This is a genomic window from Microbacterium sp. HA-8, assembly GCF_046111165.1.
Lineage (GTDB): Bacteria > Actinomycetota > Actinomycetes > Actinomycetales > Microbacteriaceae > Microbacterium.
In genome coordinates this window covers 436,924-450,247 of the sequence record NZ_CP162025.1, presented here as the reverse complement: position 1 = coordinate 450,247, position 13,324 = coordinate 436,924, and the positions used below count along the sequence as shown (strand labels likewise).

Annotated in this window: 12 protein-coding genes and 3 pseudogenes; 14 read left to right on the top strand and 1 reads right to left on the bottom strand. The window is 66.2% G+C overall.

Annotated features, from left to right (window positions below; genetic code table 11):
- Positions 1-34: 34 nt before the first annotated feature.
- The 10 genes and pseudogenes from AB2L57_RS02145 to ccsB all read left to right on the top strand — a co-directional run.
- Positions 35-391, top strand: a pseudogene (locus AB2L57_RS02145) (hypothetical protein); the annotation flags it as partial.
- Complete coding sequence (locus tag AB2L57_RS02140) at positions 381-917, top strand: signal peptidase II (protein WP_100812062.1); 537 nt, start codon at positions 381-383, stop codon at positions 915-917. The pseudogene AB2L57_RS02145 and the gene AB2L57_RS02140, both read left to right, overlap by 11 nt.
- Entirely contained in the window at positions 914-1,249 is a 336-nt protein-coding gene (locus tag AB2L57_RS02135; protein WP_036297890.1) for a DUF6804 family protein, read from the top strand. The genes AB2L57_RS02140 and AB2L57_RS02135 overlap by 4 nt, the downstream gene beginning before the upstream one ends.
- Positions 1,246-1,851, top strand: coding sequence for a TlpA disulfide reductase family protein (locus AB2L57_RS02130; RefSeq protein WP_036297888.1), 606 nt, complete (start codon positions 1,246-1,248; stop codon positions 1,849-1,851). The genes AB2L57_RS02135 and AB2L57_RS02130 overlap by 4 nt, the downstream gene beginning before the upstream one ends.
- Positions 1,848-2,615 carry a cytochrome c biogenesis CcdA family protein gene (locus AB2L57_RS02125; RefSeq protein WP_409047933.1) on the top strand — a complete coding sequence of 256 codons (768 nt, stop codon included), beginning with the start codon at positions 1,848-1,850 and terminating at the stop codon, positions 2,613-2,615. The genes AB2L57_RS02130 and AB2L57_RS02125 overlap by 4 nt, the downstream gene beginning before the upstream one ends.
- Positions 2,596-3,009 (top strand): annotated as a pseudogene (locus tag AB2L57_RS02120) (cytochrome c biogenesis protein ResB); the annotation flags it as partial. The gene AB2L57_RS02125 and the pseudogene AB2L57_RS02120, both read left to right, overlap by 20 nt.
- 200 nt (positions 3,010-3,209) lie before the next feature.
- On the top strand, positions 3,210-4,481 hold the full coding sequence (locus AB2L57_RS02115) for an IS110 family transposase (RefSeq protein WP_409046946.1): 1,272 nt from the start codon (positions 3,210-3,212) through the stop codon (positions 4,479-4,481).
- Complete coding sequence (locus tag AB2L57_RS02110) at positions 4,478-5,791, top strand: cytochrome c biogenesis protein ResB (protein ID WP_409047932.1); 1,314 nt, start codon at positions 4,478-4,480, stop codon at positions 5,789-5,791. The genes AB2L57_RS02115 and AB2L57_RS02110 overlap by 4 nt, the downstream gene beginning before the upstream one ends.
- Positions 5,788-6,726 (top strand): cytochrome c oxidase assembly protein, encoded by a 939-nt coding sequence (locus AB2L57_RS02105; RefSeq protein WP_100812065.1) that lies wholly within the window; start codon positions 5,788-5,790, stop codon positions 6,724-6,726. The genes AB2L57_RS02110 and AB2L57_RS02105 overlap by 4 nt, the downstream gene beginning before the upstream one ends.
- A 222-nt stretch (positions 6,727-6,948) precedes the next feature.
- Entirely contained in the window at positions 6,949-7,995 is a 1,047-nt protein-coding gene (gene ccsB, locus AB2L57_RS02100; protein ID WP_100812066.1) for a c-type cytochrome biogenesis protein CcsB, read from the top strand.
- Between the two features lie 9 nt (positions 7,996-8,004).
- Here the strand turns inward: ccsB and AB2L57_RS02095 are convergent.
- Positions 8,005-9,577: pseudogene (locus AB2L57_RS02095) on the bottom strand (heavy metal translocating P-type ATPase).
- 332 nt (positions 9,578-9,909) lie between these two features.
- Between AB2L57_RS02095 and AB2L57_RS02090 the strand changes: the two are divergent.
- The 4 genes from AB2L57_RS02090 to AB2L57_RS02075 are packed head-to-tail and all read left to right on the top strand — an operon-like array spanning position 9,910 to position 13,317.
- Positions 9,910-10,269, top strand: coding sequence for a helix-turn-helix transcriptional regulator (locus AB2L57_RS02090; RefSeq protein ID WP_036297877.1), 360 nt, complete (start codon positions 9,910-9,912; stop codon positions 10,267-10,269).
- Entirely contained in the window at positions 10,266-12,182 is a 1,917-nt protein-coding gene (locus AB2L57_RS02085; protein ID WP_036297919.1) for a cation-translocating P-type ATPase, read from the top strand. The genes AB2L57_RS02090 and AB2L57_RS02085 overlap by 4 nt, the downstream gene beginning before the upstream one ends.
- Positions 12,182-12,790: a cadmium resistance transporter gene (locus tag AB2L57_RS02080; protein ID WP_036297875.1), complete on the top strand. Its 609-nt coding sequence runs from the start codon at positions 12,182-12,184 to the stop codon at positions 12,788-12,790. Before AB2L57_RS02085 ends, AB2L57_RS02080 begins: the two co-directional genes overlap by 1 nt.
- The gene (locus AB2L57_RS02075) at positions 12,787-13,317 is read left to right on the top strand and encodes a signal peptidase II (protein ID WP_036297873.1); all 531 of its coding nucleotides are present in this window, start codon (positions 12,787-12,789) and stop codon (positions 13,315-13,317) included. Before AB2L57_RS02080 ends, AB2L57_RS02075 begins: the two co-directional genes overlap by 4 nt.
- Positions 13,318-13,324: the final 7 nt, after the last annotated feature.

Below are 13,324 nucleotides of genomic sequence, written 5' to 3'. Positions count from 1 at the left end.
GAACCCAACCAACCCCCCGGATGGCGCCTTCACCGTTCTGTGGCGGGTTGTTTCCGGCGACGGCCACCCGATCAGCGGCGAGTACACCTACACGGTCGAACCGATTCAGAGCGACGCGAGCACCCCGGGCGCGGGTGCGACGGAACAAGCGCCCGAACCGTCCATCACCTCCGCCGAGACAACCACCAACACCGGCGGTAGCGAGCCCTTTGGAGGTGTAGCACTCCTGCCGATCCTCGCAGTACTCACCGGGGTCATCATCCTCGGAGCGGGGTTCATCGTGGTGTTCAAGGTCACCCGCGAACGTCGACTCCGCAACGAGGAAGCGGTCGACCGACAGGAGCAGCAGGATTCCGAGCGCACAAGTAAGGACGCGTCCCATGAAAAGTAACCAGGTGCGATTGTTCGCGACGGCATGCATTGTCGCCGCAGCCGTAGTGGTGGTCGATCAGGCAACGAAGGCGGCTGCCATCGGCGGGCTGAGCGAGACGGAGCGGATACCCATCCTGGGTGACTTGCTCGGGCTGCAGCTGGCGTTCAACCCCGGGGCGATCCTCTCCCTCGGCTCCGAAGCAACTTGGCTGCTCACCCTGCTTGGCGCGAGCGCCATGGCGTTCCTTGTCGTCGCCGCAACGCGTGCTCGCAGCGCCGGGTGGGCGGCAGGAATCGGACTGATCCTCGGGGGCGCGCTCGGAAACCTTATCGACCGATTGTTCTCGCCCCCCGGATTCGCACGCGGCGAGGTAACCGACTTTCTCGCGTACGGGAACCTTTTCATCGGCAATCTCGCCGACATCGCCCTCGGCGCCGGCGCGCTCGTTCTCGCCGTGACGCTCTTGAATCGCTCCCGGCGCACCCGCGAAGGCCGTCCCGCGAGCACAGCTGCTGACGAGTCGAACATGCAGGTGGTTCCGTGAGCGACAAAGCCCGTGTTGCTTCATCCTTTCAACGGAACGCGTTCGCCCCCGGGCTCGTAGCTGCGGCTGTGCTGTTCGTTGCCCCCGTCCTCATGGGAGACGACTGGTTCACCCTGGTGCTGTTCGTCACCGCCATCCTGGCTGCCATCGTGGGATGGTTCTCGATCCAAGCCCGCCAATGGTGGTGGACGCCTGTATTCCTCGCTGTCGCCGTAATCTGGAATCCCGTGTTCCCGCTGCCGTTCGCCGGTCCCGTTTGGGCGGGCGCTCAGCTCTTCGCGGCGGTGGCGTTCCTCGTCGCGGGTGTGCTGATCAAGGTGCCGCGCACATGAGCCTGCGCGAGCGAATCGGCTGGCCCTCCACGGTGCTCGCCATCGCCATAGTGCTCTCGGGATGCGCCGCCAACGACGCTCTCGCGGAGCAGTACCGGGACGGGAGTGAGAAGGGCTACATCTCCGGCGACTTTCAGGTCGTGGAGATCCCGGAGGGCGAGCGCGGCGATCCGGTCGATTTCGAAGGAGTCATCGAGACCGGAGAACCGGTCTCCAGCAGCGACTACAGGGGGGACGTTCTGGTCGTGAACTTCTGGTATGCGGCATGCGGCCCATGCATCGTCGAAGCGCCGCTCCTCGAGGAGGTATGGCAGAACTACCAGAGCGAGGGCGTCGCCTTCCTCGGGGTCAACACCTACGATCAGCCTGCCACCGCTCTGTCCTTCGCCCGGGACAACAACGTCACCTACCCGAGCGTCATCGACGTGAACGATGGAACCGTCAAGCTTGCGTTCGCGCAGGTCACTCCCATCCAGGCCACCCCAACCACACTCGTTCTGGATCGGGACGGGCGGGTCGCCGCCCGGATAATCGGGCAGTTGGCAACCGCATCCATCCTGTCCACCCTCGTCGATGACGCTCTCGCGGAGGACTCTCCGTGAATCCCGGTCAGCTGGTCTTCGATGGCGCCCTGTGGGTAGCGATCCCCATCGCCGTCCTCGCCGGTCTCGTCTCGTTCGTCTCGCCGTGCGTGCTACCTCTCGTGCCTGGCTACCTCGGCTACCTCGGTGGCACCTCGGTAGGTGATGGGGGAGCTGCTGATACTAATCAGCGCACGGCCACTGCGGACCGTGCCCGCATGATCGTGGGAGTGGGTTTGTTCATTGCAGGGTTCACCGTGGTGTTCGTGTCCGTGACGATCCTCGGCGGCACATTCGGTTACCTGCTGCTGCAATACGCGAACGTCCTGACCCGCATTTTCGGCGTGGTGGTGATCGCGCTGGGGCTGGTGTTCATCGGCTTCTTCGGGATCGCACAACGCACCCTGCGGCCCCGCGTCCAAGGCCGGGCCGGATTAATCGGTGCACCCCTACTTGGGTTCGCACTCGGTGTCGGGTGGACTCCCTGCATTGGCCCCACGCTGGCAGCGATCCTGTCTATGTCGTGGAACCTCGGCGACCCCGCCCGCGCGGGTCTCCTCGGGCTTGCATACTCAATGGGGCTCGGCATTCCCTTCCTTCTCCTCGCGCTCGGGTGGGGGTGGGCGTCACGCTCGGTGTCGATCCTCCGCCGCCACATCCGCGTCCTGAACATCGTCGGCGGGGCGCTGCTGGTTGTCTTGGGGCTGCTGATGGTGACCGGGCTCTGGACCGCGCTGATGTCGGCTTTACAACAGGTGGTGATCAATGTCCCCGCCCCGCTCTGACACCGATACTGCGGTCGATCCGCTGCGGCCGCCCGATCATGCCGACACCGATCGGACCGACATCGTCGGCCCCTCTCTCGGGCTGGTCGGGTGGATTCGATGGGCGTGGCGTCAGCTGACCAGTATGCGCACCGCCCTCGTGCTGCTGCTCTTCCTCGCGATCGCCGCCGTCCCGGGTTCGCTTTTTCCGCAGCGTAGCGCCGACCCCAATGGGGTGGTCCAGTGGGAGCGCAACAACCCCGACGTCTTCCCCCTGGCCGACGCAGTCGGCTTGTTCGATGTGTACTCGTCGCCGTGGTTCTCCGCGATCTACCTTCTGCTGTTCGCCTCCCTCATCGGCTGCGTGATCCCGCGCGCGAAGCACCATTACACAGAGATGATGGATTCGGCTCCGGCGCCGGCGTGACCCGAAATTACACGGACGCCGTTCGCGGCTGTCTTTTTGTGGATCTGTCCGTCGACGCCGGGGTCGCTGCGGGCCGGGCGGGCACATGACTTGATAGGAGCCTGACCGGAAAGTCGTCTCACCTTTGTGCTGTCTGCACTCACCCGACCCGCGGTGACGTTCATCACCATTGGAAGGGAATCCCGTCAATGACGAGCATGACACTCGACCCGCCGCTGACCAACCCGTTGCCACCAGGCTCCGAGTTGGTCGCCGGGGTCGACACGCACAAGAACACGCATCACGTCGCGATCCTCGATCTCGTGGGCCGACCTGTCGCGGACCGAGAGTTCCGTGCCGACGGTCGCGGTTACGCGCAGATCGTCGCGTTCCTCCACGCGCACGGTGATGTCGTCCGTATCGGGGTGGAGGGAACGGGGTCGTACGGGGCTGGCCTCGCACGCGCGCTGACCACGGCGGGGCTGACCGTCATCGAAGTCGCGCGACAGGACCGGCAAGCCCGCCGTCGTCGCGGCAAGTCCGACCCCCTCGACGCCCACCAGGCAGCGGTCGCTGTCCTCTCAGGAACGGACACCGCGATCCCAAAGTCTGGTGATGGCGCGGTCGAGTCGATGCGGATCCTCCTCGCAGAGCGGCGCTCGGCGGCCAAGGCCAGAGCGCAAGTGATGAACCAGATCCACGCGCTGCTGATCACCGCACCCGAGCTCGTGCGACAGGCGTTCCGCGCTCTCAGCGGGCAGCGTCTGGTGAACACGCTCGCCAAGACTCGGCCCGGAACAATCACGTCCCCCGATCCCGCGGTCGTCGCCCGGCAGACACTGCGACGGTTCGCGGTCCGACACCTCACGATGCAAGCCGAGATCGACCTGATAGAACAACAGTTGGAGATGCTCGTCCGGCAGGTCAACCCCACGCTGCTGTCCCTGAGCGGAGTCGGTCCTGTCACCGCAGCGACGCTCCTGGTCGCCGCGGGCGACAACCCCGAGCGGCTCGGAACCCGCGCCAGCTTCGCCGCTCTCGCCGGTGTCGCCCCGATCCCCGCCTCCTCCGGACAACGCACACGGCATCGACTCTCTCGCGGCGGGAACCGGCACGCGAACGCCGCGCTGCACCGGATTGTGCTGTTGCGCATGCGGCATCGCGAGCCTCGGACGATGGCCTACTTCGAGAGGCGTCGTTCGGAGCAACTCACCGACCGTGACATCATGCGCTGCCTCAAACGACACGTCGCGAACGAGATCTATGCCGCTCTGCTCAATCCCGCCACCGACAATCCCGTCGGGCGCGAACTCCGAGCACGCCGACAAGCGAAAGGCATCCCGATCAGCGTTCTCGCCGCCACTCTCGGCGTCCCCTACCAGCGGCTCCGACGACTCGAGATCGGCACTCGCGCCGACCCTGAACTCGAGGCCCGAGCGACCGCCATCCTGGAGCAGATCAGCCCACCACTGGCCGCTTGACAGCAATAGGAGCATCCGCACTGCGGGCCCAGCCGCCTCGGACCCCTGCTCGGCTTGCCCGACTCCCGGCCTATCAGGAAACAACCCTGCCTGTCGTCGGCGGAAACACAGACGCCATGGGGCTCGCAGTTGACCTCGCGGAACGTCAGATGCGTCGGGCCGGCTATCGCGTGCACCGCTACGAAGGTGCGGGCTGGGCGTCGGTGTCGGCCGAACGGGGCTATGTGCGTGAGACCGGCAATCTGGTTTTCCACGTCGCCCTGGTTGGAGTGCTCACCTCGGTCGCCGTGGGCACCGGGTTCGCCTATACCGGACAGCGGGTCGTGGTGGAAGGCACCACGTTCGTCAACGCGCTCAGCGACTATTCCTCGTTCAATCCCGGCCGGTTCGTCGACGGGACCGTGCTCGCACCGTACTCACTCACCCTCGACGATTTCCAGGTCTCGTACCGACTCCCCGGCGCGCCTGGGGCCGGGCAGGCGGGGGACTTCTCTGCGGACGTCACCGTCCGCACACCGGGAGACGACGACCGCGCCGAGAGCGTGCTCGTGAACTACCCGATCACCGTTGATGGCGATCGGGTCTACCTTCTCGGCAACGGCTATGCTCCCACCCTCTCCATCCGCAACTCCGACGGCGAGCTGGTCTACAGCGAGTCGCAGCCGTTCCTTCCGCAGGACTCTGCGATGACCTCTTTGGGGATCATCAAGATCCCGGACGGTCTGCCGGAGCAGGTCGGCCTCGTCGGCTTCTTCTACCCCACGCAAGGCGTACTTCCCTCAGGCGCGTTCACCTCGATCTACCCCGATGTCGCGAATCCGGTCCTCACCCTCAATGTGTTCAGCGGCGATCTCGGCATCGATGACGGGATACCCCGGTCGGTCTACACACTGGATGTCGGCGGGCTCACCCAGCTCACCGGCGCTGACTCCGGCCTGGACTCCCTCGAGCTCACCCCTGGAGGCACCGCTGATTTGCCGAACGGGTGGGGCACCATCACCTGGGAGGACGACACGGAACAGGTCGGCGAGCCGGTGAAACGGTTCGCGTCCCTACAGATCCAGAGGGATCCCAGTGGCGTCTGGGTGCTCGTCTTCTCGATCCTCGCCCTCCTGGGGCTGTTCGCCGGACTGTTCGTCCCGCGCCGACGCCTCTGGGTCAAAGCTCGTCTGATGCCGGACGGGGTTCACGTCGAATATGCCGGTCTCGCGCGGGGAGAGGACCCGGCCCTTTCCCGCGCCGTCAGCGACTTCGCATCGCGACACTCCACCGCTTACACCGACCTGCCGAACGCAGCCCCACGCCCATGACGGAATGGATCTCGGACGCACCGCCCACGTTGATGGGGTTCCTTTCCCCTGTCCCGCTGCCGTTCCCGCTGTTGCCGCTTATCGCGGCAGCTCTTGCGGTCGTCTACCTCGTAGGCGCGATCCGGATGTGGACGCGGGGCAGGCGCTGGCCGATCTGGCGAACAGTCAGCTTCCTGCTGGGCTGCGTCAGCCTCGCCGCCATCACCGGGCTGGGAGTCGAGGCCTACGGGTACGCGCTGTTCTCGGTGTTCATGTTCCAGCAACTCACGCTCATGATGGCGATCCCACCGCTGTTGGTCCTCGGCTCGCCGGGCACGCTGCTCTTGCGCGCCACCCCTCACCACGGCGCCGGCCGCATTGTCCTCCAGATAGCTCACGCGGGGCTTCGCAGCCGGTTCGCGCGGTGGCTCCTCAGCCCCTGGATCGCGCTGCCGCTCTATCTCTTCGCGTTCTACGGTCTCTACCTGGCCGACTTCGCCGACCTCATCCTCGCTTTGCCCGGAGGTCATCTCGGCCTCGAGGTCGGCTTCCTCATCGCGGGGATCCTGTTCACCATCCCCGTGCTTTCCTCAGACCCGTTGCCCGTGCACCTCAATCACGCGGGACGAGCACTCGACGTCTTCGCGGAAGCCGCGCTGCACGCATTCTTCGGGGTGTTCCTGATGATCGCGGCAAGCCTTCTTATCGACAACTTCGCCGCATCCAGCCTCGCCCTCGGCGTTGACCCCCTCGTAGACCAGAGAATCGCGGGAGGGCTGGCCTGGTCGTACGGAGAAGCACCCACCCTGCTGATGCTCCTCTTCGTCATGCATCGCTGGTACCGCGACGACACCACCCGCGACGCAGCCGCCGCACGATACGCCGACACACACGGCGACCCCGATCTCGACGCCTACAACGCCTACCTCGAAACGCTCCGCAAGAGGGACACCTGACGAATGCTCTCGCTCACCTTCGCCTCTCACCCGACGCCGACGCCGACACCGGCGACGGCAGGGTCACCGCTGTCCCGCCCCGAACCCGGCTCACTCCGGCCTCGATCGTCGATGCCTGGCTCACCACCCTCCTGCCGATCAGCGCCGGAGCCGGATTGATCCTTTTCGGATTCACTCACCGTCTTCGCAACCGACCTCGCCCTCACGATTGGAAACAACTCAATGCCCGGAACAGACCCACTTTCCCTCGATGGGATCTCACTGCTGCTGGTGTGGACGGCAATCGCCACCTACTCCCTAGCCTTCATCGCCTTCACCATCGACCTGGCGCAACGTGCCTCGCGCGCCGATACAGCGCACCTCCAGGAGCACCTACCCGCGCTCGTCGCTGTGGGCACAAACGCCCCCCACTCCGGCGTGGCAGACTTCGCCAACACTGCCGCCGCGAAACCAGCAGTCATCGATGCCCTGCGGGTGCCGCCAAGACTGCGCCCCCGACTGCTGTGGGCGCGCATCGGCACCGCGCTCACCGTCCTCGGGTTTCTCTTCCACGCGGCGGGCACCGTCTCACGCGGCATCGCGGCCGAGCGGGTTCCGTGGGCGAACATGTACGAATTCGCCCTCACCGGGACGTTGCTGATCGTGGCGGTCTTCCTCCTCGTCCTCCGGTTGTACGACCTGCGTTTCCTGGGTGCATTTCTCCTCGGAATGGTCGTGCTCCTTCTCGGTGGGGCGGCGGTCGCGTTCTACGTGGAGGTCGTCCCGCTGATGGACCCGCTCAAGAGCATCTGGCTGGTGATCCACGTGTTCGTCGCGTCCCTCGCCACAGCACTCTTCGCGATTGCATGCGGAATATCGGTCACGCAGTTGCTGCAAGCGCGCCGCGAGACGCGAGACTTGGCTACGTCCGACGATGCCGACATTCCCCGCTCTGGACTTCTGCGCGCACTCCCCAGTTCCGACGCCCTGGAATCGCTGTCCTACCGGTTTGCGATCGTCGGTTTCATGTTCTGGACATTCACGCTCATCGCCGGCGCCATCTGGGCAAACGACTCGTGGGGCCGCTATTGGGGCTTCGACACCAAAGAGGTGTGGACTTTCGTCATCTGGGTGCTCTACGCCGGTTACATCCACGCCCGGGCGACCCGCGGATGGCGGGGCAAGCGTTCCGCCTGGCTGTCCATCATCGGTTTCATGACCGTGCTGTTCAACTTCACCATCGTCAACATCTTCTTCAAGGGCCTGCACTCATACTCGGGCCTCAGTTGATCGGCAGGTTCAGGACGTCGAGGCGAGTGCGGGCTGCGAGGCGGCTGACTCAGTCATGCTGCGAACGAGAGCCGGGCGACGCGCAGCGCGAACGCCGTTCGCGATGACGATCAGCTCGGCTATCTCGTGAACCAGGACGACCCCAGCGAGCCCCATCACCCCGAATAGCGCGAGGGGGAAAAGCACAACGACAATCGCCAGCGCAAGGCCGATGTCGGCCGTCATGATCCGCCGACCGCGTCTCGCGTGCGCCAAGGCAATAGGGATAAGGCGAAGATCGTGGCCCGTGAAGGCGACGTCAGCAGATTCGATCGCCGCCGCGGAACCGCGCACTCCCATGGCGATCCCAACCGTTGCGGTAGCCAGCGCCGGGGCGTCGTTGATGCCGTCACCGACCATCGCGGTCGGATGCGTCGCCACGAGCTCCACGATCGCGTCGGCCTTATCTTTCGGCAGCTGCTCCGCCCGGACTTCGGTAATCCCGGCTTCCTCAGCGATCGCGCGCGCGGTGCGATCGCTGTCACCGGTGAGCATGATCGTGTCGATGCCCTGCGCGTGCAGCATCCGAACGGTCTCTGCCGACTCGGGCCGCAGCTCGTCACGCACCCCAATCAGACCGGCGAGCTGACTGTCTGCTTCGACGACAACAACGGTCATGCCGTGAGCTGCCATCTCTTCCGCGGCGACGCGGAGCCCCCCGGGGTCCAGCCAGCAGGCGTTGCCGACGTGCACGACCCGGTCGCCCACCTGGCCGGTGACACCGTGGCCGGCGTCCTCCACCACGTTCGTCGCGGAGGCGCCTCCCGTTCCGGCTTGGTTGATCGCCGCAGCCAGTGGGTGTGTGCTGGTGGCCTCGACCGCTGCAGCCCAGTCCAACAGCTCCTCGCGGGTAACGCCCGGGGCGGGTCGCACGTCCGCGACAATCGGTCTGTTGCGGGTGAGTGTTCCCGTCTTATCTAGTGCCACGGTACGAATGGTGCCGAGTTGCTCGAACGCCTCGCCGGACTTGATCACCACACCGAACTTTGATGCGGCGCCGATCGCGCTGATCACCGTCACCGGAACCGCGATCGCCAAAGCGCAGGGCGACGCGGCGACGAGGACGACCAGGGCGCGCTCGACCCACGTCCCGGGATCCCCCACGATGAACCCGAAAACGACGATCGCGGCAGCGGCAACCAGCACTACAGGCACTAGGGGGCGCGCGATGCGATCTGCGAGCCGAACCCGCGGCGACCGTCGCGCCAGGCGCGACATCTACCGGGATGGACTCGCCCGTCACTGCAGACGTGTCCAGACTCGAGCGACCCTCCACGACCACACCGTCCGTCGCGACACGTTCGCCGGCACCCACAACCAGGATGTCGAGTTCGCGCACCTCCGAGGCGGGGATCGTGAGATCGCTGTCAAGGCGCGAGACGCGCGCCGTCTCTGGAATCAGGGATAGTAGCGCGCGCAGGCCCTCCTTTGCGCGGTCCATCGCACGGTCCTCAAGGGCTTCGGCGAGGGAGAACAAGAACGCAAGCGTGGCTGCCTCGCCCACGTGGCCGAGCAGCACAGCCCCGATCGCGGCGATCGTCATCAGCAGTCCCACCCCGAGACGTCCGCGGAGAAGCCGCCGAACAGCGCCGGGAACGAACGTGTACGCGCCCGCCACCAACGCGGCCGACTGCAACGCCAACGCGAGGATGTCGAGCCCAGACCACTTGAAGATGTACCCGACGAGCAGGAACACCCCAGAAAGCACGGAGGGCAGCAGCGCACGATCGCGCCACCAGGCAGGGCGGACCTCCTCATACTGGTAGCGCCGATTGTTGCTGAGTTGCGTATTCAGCGGCTTCCGACTCTTCTCCCAATGAATGGTGGGGCACTGATCACCAATGATTGATCAGCGCTTGCTGTATAGTTCAGTACATGCTGACTATTGCTTCGCGCCTCGACGTCATGAACCGGCTCGGCCGGGCCATGGCGGACCCGACGCGCTCCCGGATCTTGATGACTCTGCTGAACGCCCCGAGCTATCCGGCCGTGCTCTCGCGCGAGCTGGAGCTGACCCGCTCGAACGTCTCGAACCACCTGACGTGCCTGCGTGACTGCGGGATCGTGGTCGCCGAGCCTGAGGGTCGCCAGACGCGCTACGAGATCGCTGACCCGCATCTTGCGGCTGCGCTCGTCGCGCTCGTGGATGTGACGCTGGCGGTCGATGAGCACGCGCCGTGTGTGGACTCGTCGTGCACGGTGCCGGGCTGCTGCGGTACAGGGGCGGACGCGTGAGCGCGGCGTGTAGCTGCGAGCACGAGCCTGCCACTGCGGCGGAGGATGAGACCGAAGAGGTGGAGCGGCCCTGGTGGAGGGACCGTGGGATCATGGTGCCGGTCTTCTCCGGTGTCGCGTTCCTGGCTGGTCTGATCCTTGAATGGTCCGGGCTCGAGATCCCGGCGCTCGTACTGTTCTGGATCGGCCTGCTGCTGGGCGCGTCGACGTTCACTCCTGGCGCGATTCGGAAGCTGTTCAAGGGCAAGCTCGGGATCGGGCTGCTGATGACGATCAGCGCGATCGGCGCGGTCATCCTCGGCTATGTGGAGGAGGCCGCTGCTCTGGCGTTCTTGTACTCGATTGCTGAGGCGCTTGAGGACAAGGCGATGGACCGTGCCCGTGGCGGCCTGCGGGCGCTGCTGAAGCTCGTGCCGGAGACGGCGACCGTGCTGCAGAGCGGCGTCTCTGCGCAGGTGCCGGCGAGGGAGTTGACGGTCGGCCAGGTCATGGTGGTCCGCCCGGGCGAACGGATCGCAACCGACGGGATCGTCCGCTCTGGCCGCTCAAGCCTGGACACCTCGGCGATCACCGGGGAGTCGATCCCCGTCGAGGTCGAGCCCGGGGACGCGGTGTCGGCCGGCGCGATTAACAGCTCCGGCGTGCTGGAGGTCGAGGCGACCGCGGCCGGTACCGATAACTCGCTTACGACGATCGTGGAGTTGGTCGAGAAAGCGCAGACGGAGAAGGGCGAGCGTGCGCGTCTCGCGGACCGGATCGCCCGCCCGCTCGTACCCGGTGTGCTGATTCTCGCAGCGCTCGTCGCGATCATTGGGTCACTGCTGGGCGACCCGGAGGTATGGATCACTCGTGCGCTCGTCGTGCTGGTAGCGGCCTCTCCGTGCGCGCTGGCGATCTCGGTGCCGTTGACGGTCGTTGCCGCGATCGGCGCGGCGAGCAAGTTCGGCGTGATCATCAAGTCCGGCGCGGTCTTCGAGCGCTTCGGCACGGTCCGGCACGTCGCGGTCGACAAGACCGGCACCCTGACCCGTAACGAGCCCGCGGTCACCGCGGTCCTCACTGCGAACGGCATTGCCGAGGAGCAGGCGCTGGCTTGGGCGGCGGCTCTGGAGCAGCACAGCACGCATCCCCTTGCGGCGGCGATCACCGCTGCAGCCCCGGGTGTTCCCGTGGCCGCGGATGTGACCGAGCAGGCCGGGCACGGCATCGACGGCACCGTCGATGGCGCTCGTATCACGGTCGGCAGCCCCCGCTGGCTCGACGCCGGCGAGCTCGGCGACCGGGTTGCAGGGCTTGAGGAGCAGGGCATGACTGTCGTGATCGTGCACCGCGACGAGGCACCGGTCGCGGCGATCGGCGTCCGCGACGAGCTGCGTCCGGAAGTCCCCGAGGTGGTCCGCACGCTTGCGGATCAGGGCGTCGGCATGACGATGCTCACCGGGGACAACGCCCGCACCGCTCGTGCGCTGGCTGCGCAGGCCGGGATCGCTGATGTGCGCGCGGAGCTGCGCCCTGAGGACAAGGCGACCGCGATCGGCGAGTTGTCGAAGGCGGGATCGGTCGCGATGATCGGTGACGGCATCAACGACGCCCCGGCCCTGGCGTCCGCGGACATCGGCATCGCGATGGGAGCGACCGGCTCCGATGCGGCGATCGAGTCTGCGGACGTGGCCTTCACGGGTCATGATCTGCGGCTCATCCCGCGGGCGTTCGATCACGCGCGGCGGGGCCGGCGGATCATCAACCAGAACATCATCCTGTCCCTGCTGATCATCACCGCACTGCTCCCGCTCGCGCTCTTCGGGGTCCTGGGGCTCGCGGCTGTCGTCCTGGTCCACGAGGTCGCGGAGGTCATCGTGATCCTCAACGGCCTGCGCGCCGCACGCACCCGCACACCACGAATGGAAAGCTGATGCTCGCAACCATCGGGTCGGCGATCGGCCTGTTCGCGGCGACCAACATCGACGACATCGTCGTGCTCACCGTGCTGTTCCTCGCCTCCAGCCGGGGAAAGCCGCGACCGTGGCAGATCGTCGCAGGCCAGTACCTCGGGTTCATCACACTCGTCGTGATCAGCGTGATCGCCGCGCTCGGTCTCACGATCGTCCCGGACGAATGGGTCGGCTTCCTGGGTCTGATCCCGCTCGGCATCGGCATCTGGACGCTCATTCGCGGCCTGCGCCGTAACGGCGACGACGATGATGACGACTCCAAGATCACCGCGGTCGGACTATGGGGGGTCGCCGGGATCACGATCGCCAACGGGGCCGACAACATCTCCCTCTACACGCCGATCTTCCGCACCAGCTCGCCCGGCGACGTCGCGGTCATGATCGTCGTGTTCCTGATCCTCGTCGCCGTCTGGTGCGCTGCCGGGCGACTGATCGGCACCCACAAGGCCGTCACCGAAACGCTCGAACGTGTCGAGCACTGGCTCGTCCCCGTCGTGTTCATCGGCCTGGGCCTGTTCATCCTCATTGAATCCGGCGTTATCGTCCGTCTCTTCGAGGCCCTCGCATGACCCCGGACACGAATACCGACGTTGAGTCGGCATCGGCGTCGGGAGAGCGTCCGCAGAGAGGACGCTGGCGGCTCACTGCCTGGGCGCTTCTGATCGCCGTGGTCGTCGTCGTGATCGATCAGGGAACGAAAGTGTGGGCCGAGGCCACCCTGTCGGAGCACGAGCGCATCCCGCTGATCGGCGACCTGTTGGGCCTGCAGCTCGCGTACAACCCCGGCGCGGCGTTCTCCTTCGGGGAGAGCTTCACCTGGGTGTTCGCTCTCATCGCCGTCGCGGCCACGGCCACCGCGATCGTGTTCGCGTTCCGGGTCCGACGCCCCGGGTGGGCGATCGTGATCGGTGCGCTCGGCGGGGCCGCTGCTTCGCACGCCGGCGACCGGCTTTTCCGCCAACCAGGATTCGCCCGGGGGCACGTCGTCGACTTCCTCGCCTACGGCAACTGGTTCATCGGGAACCTCGCCGACATCGTGATCGTCACCGCTACGATTGCCGGAGCGCTCCTGATGCTCCGCGGCACCGAGAACTGAGAGGGCC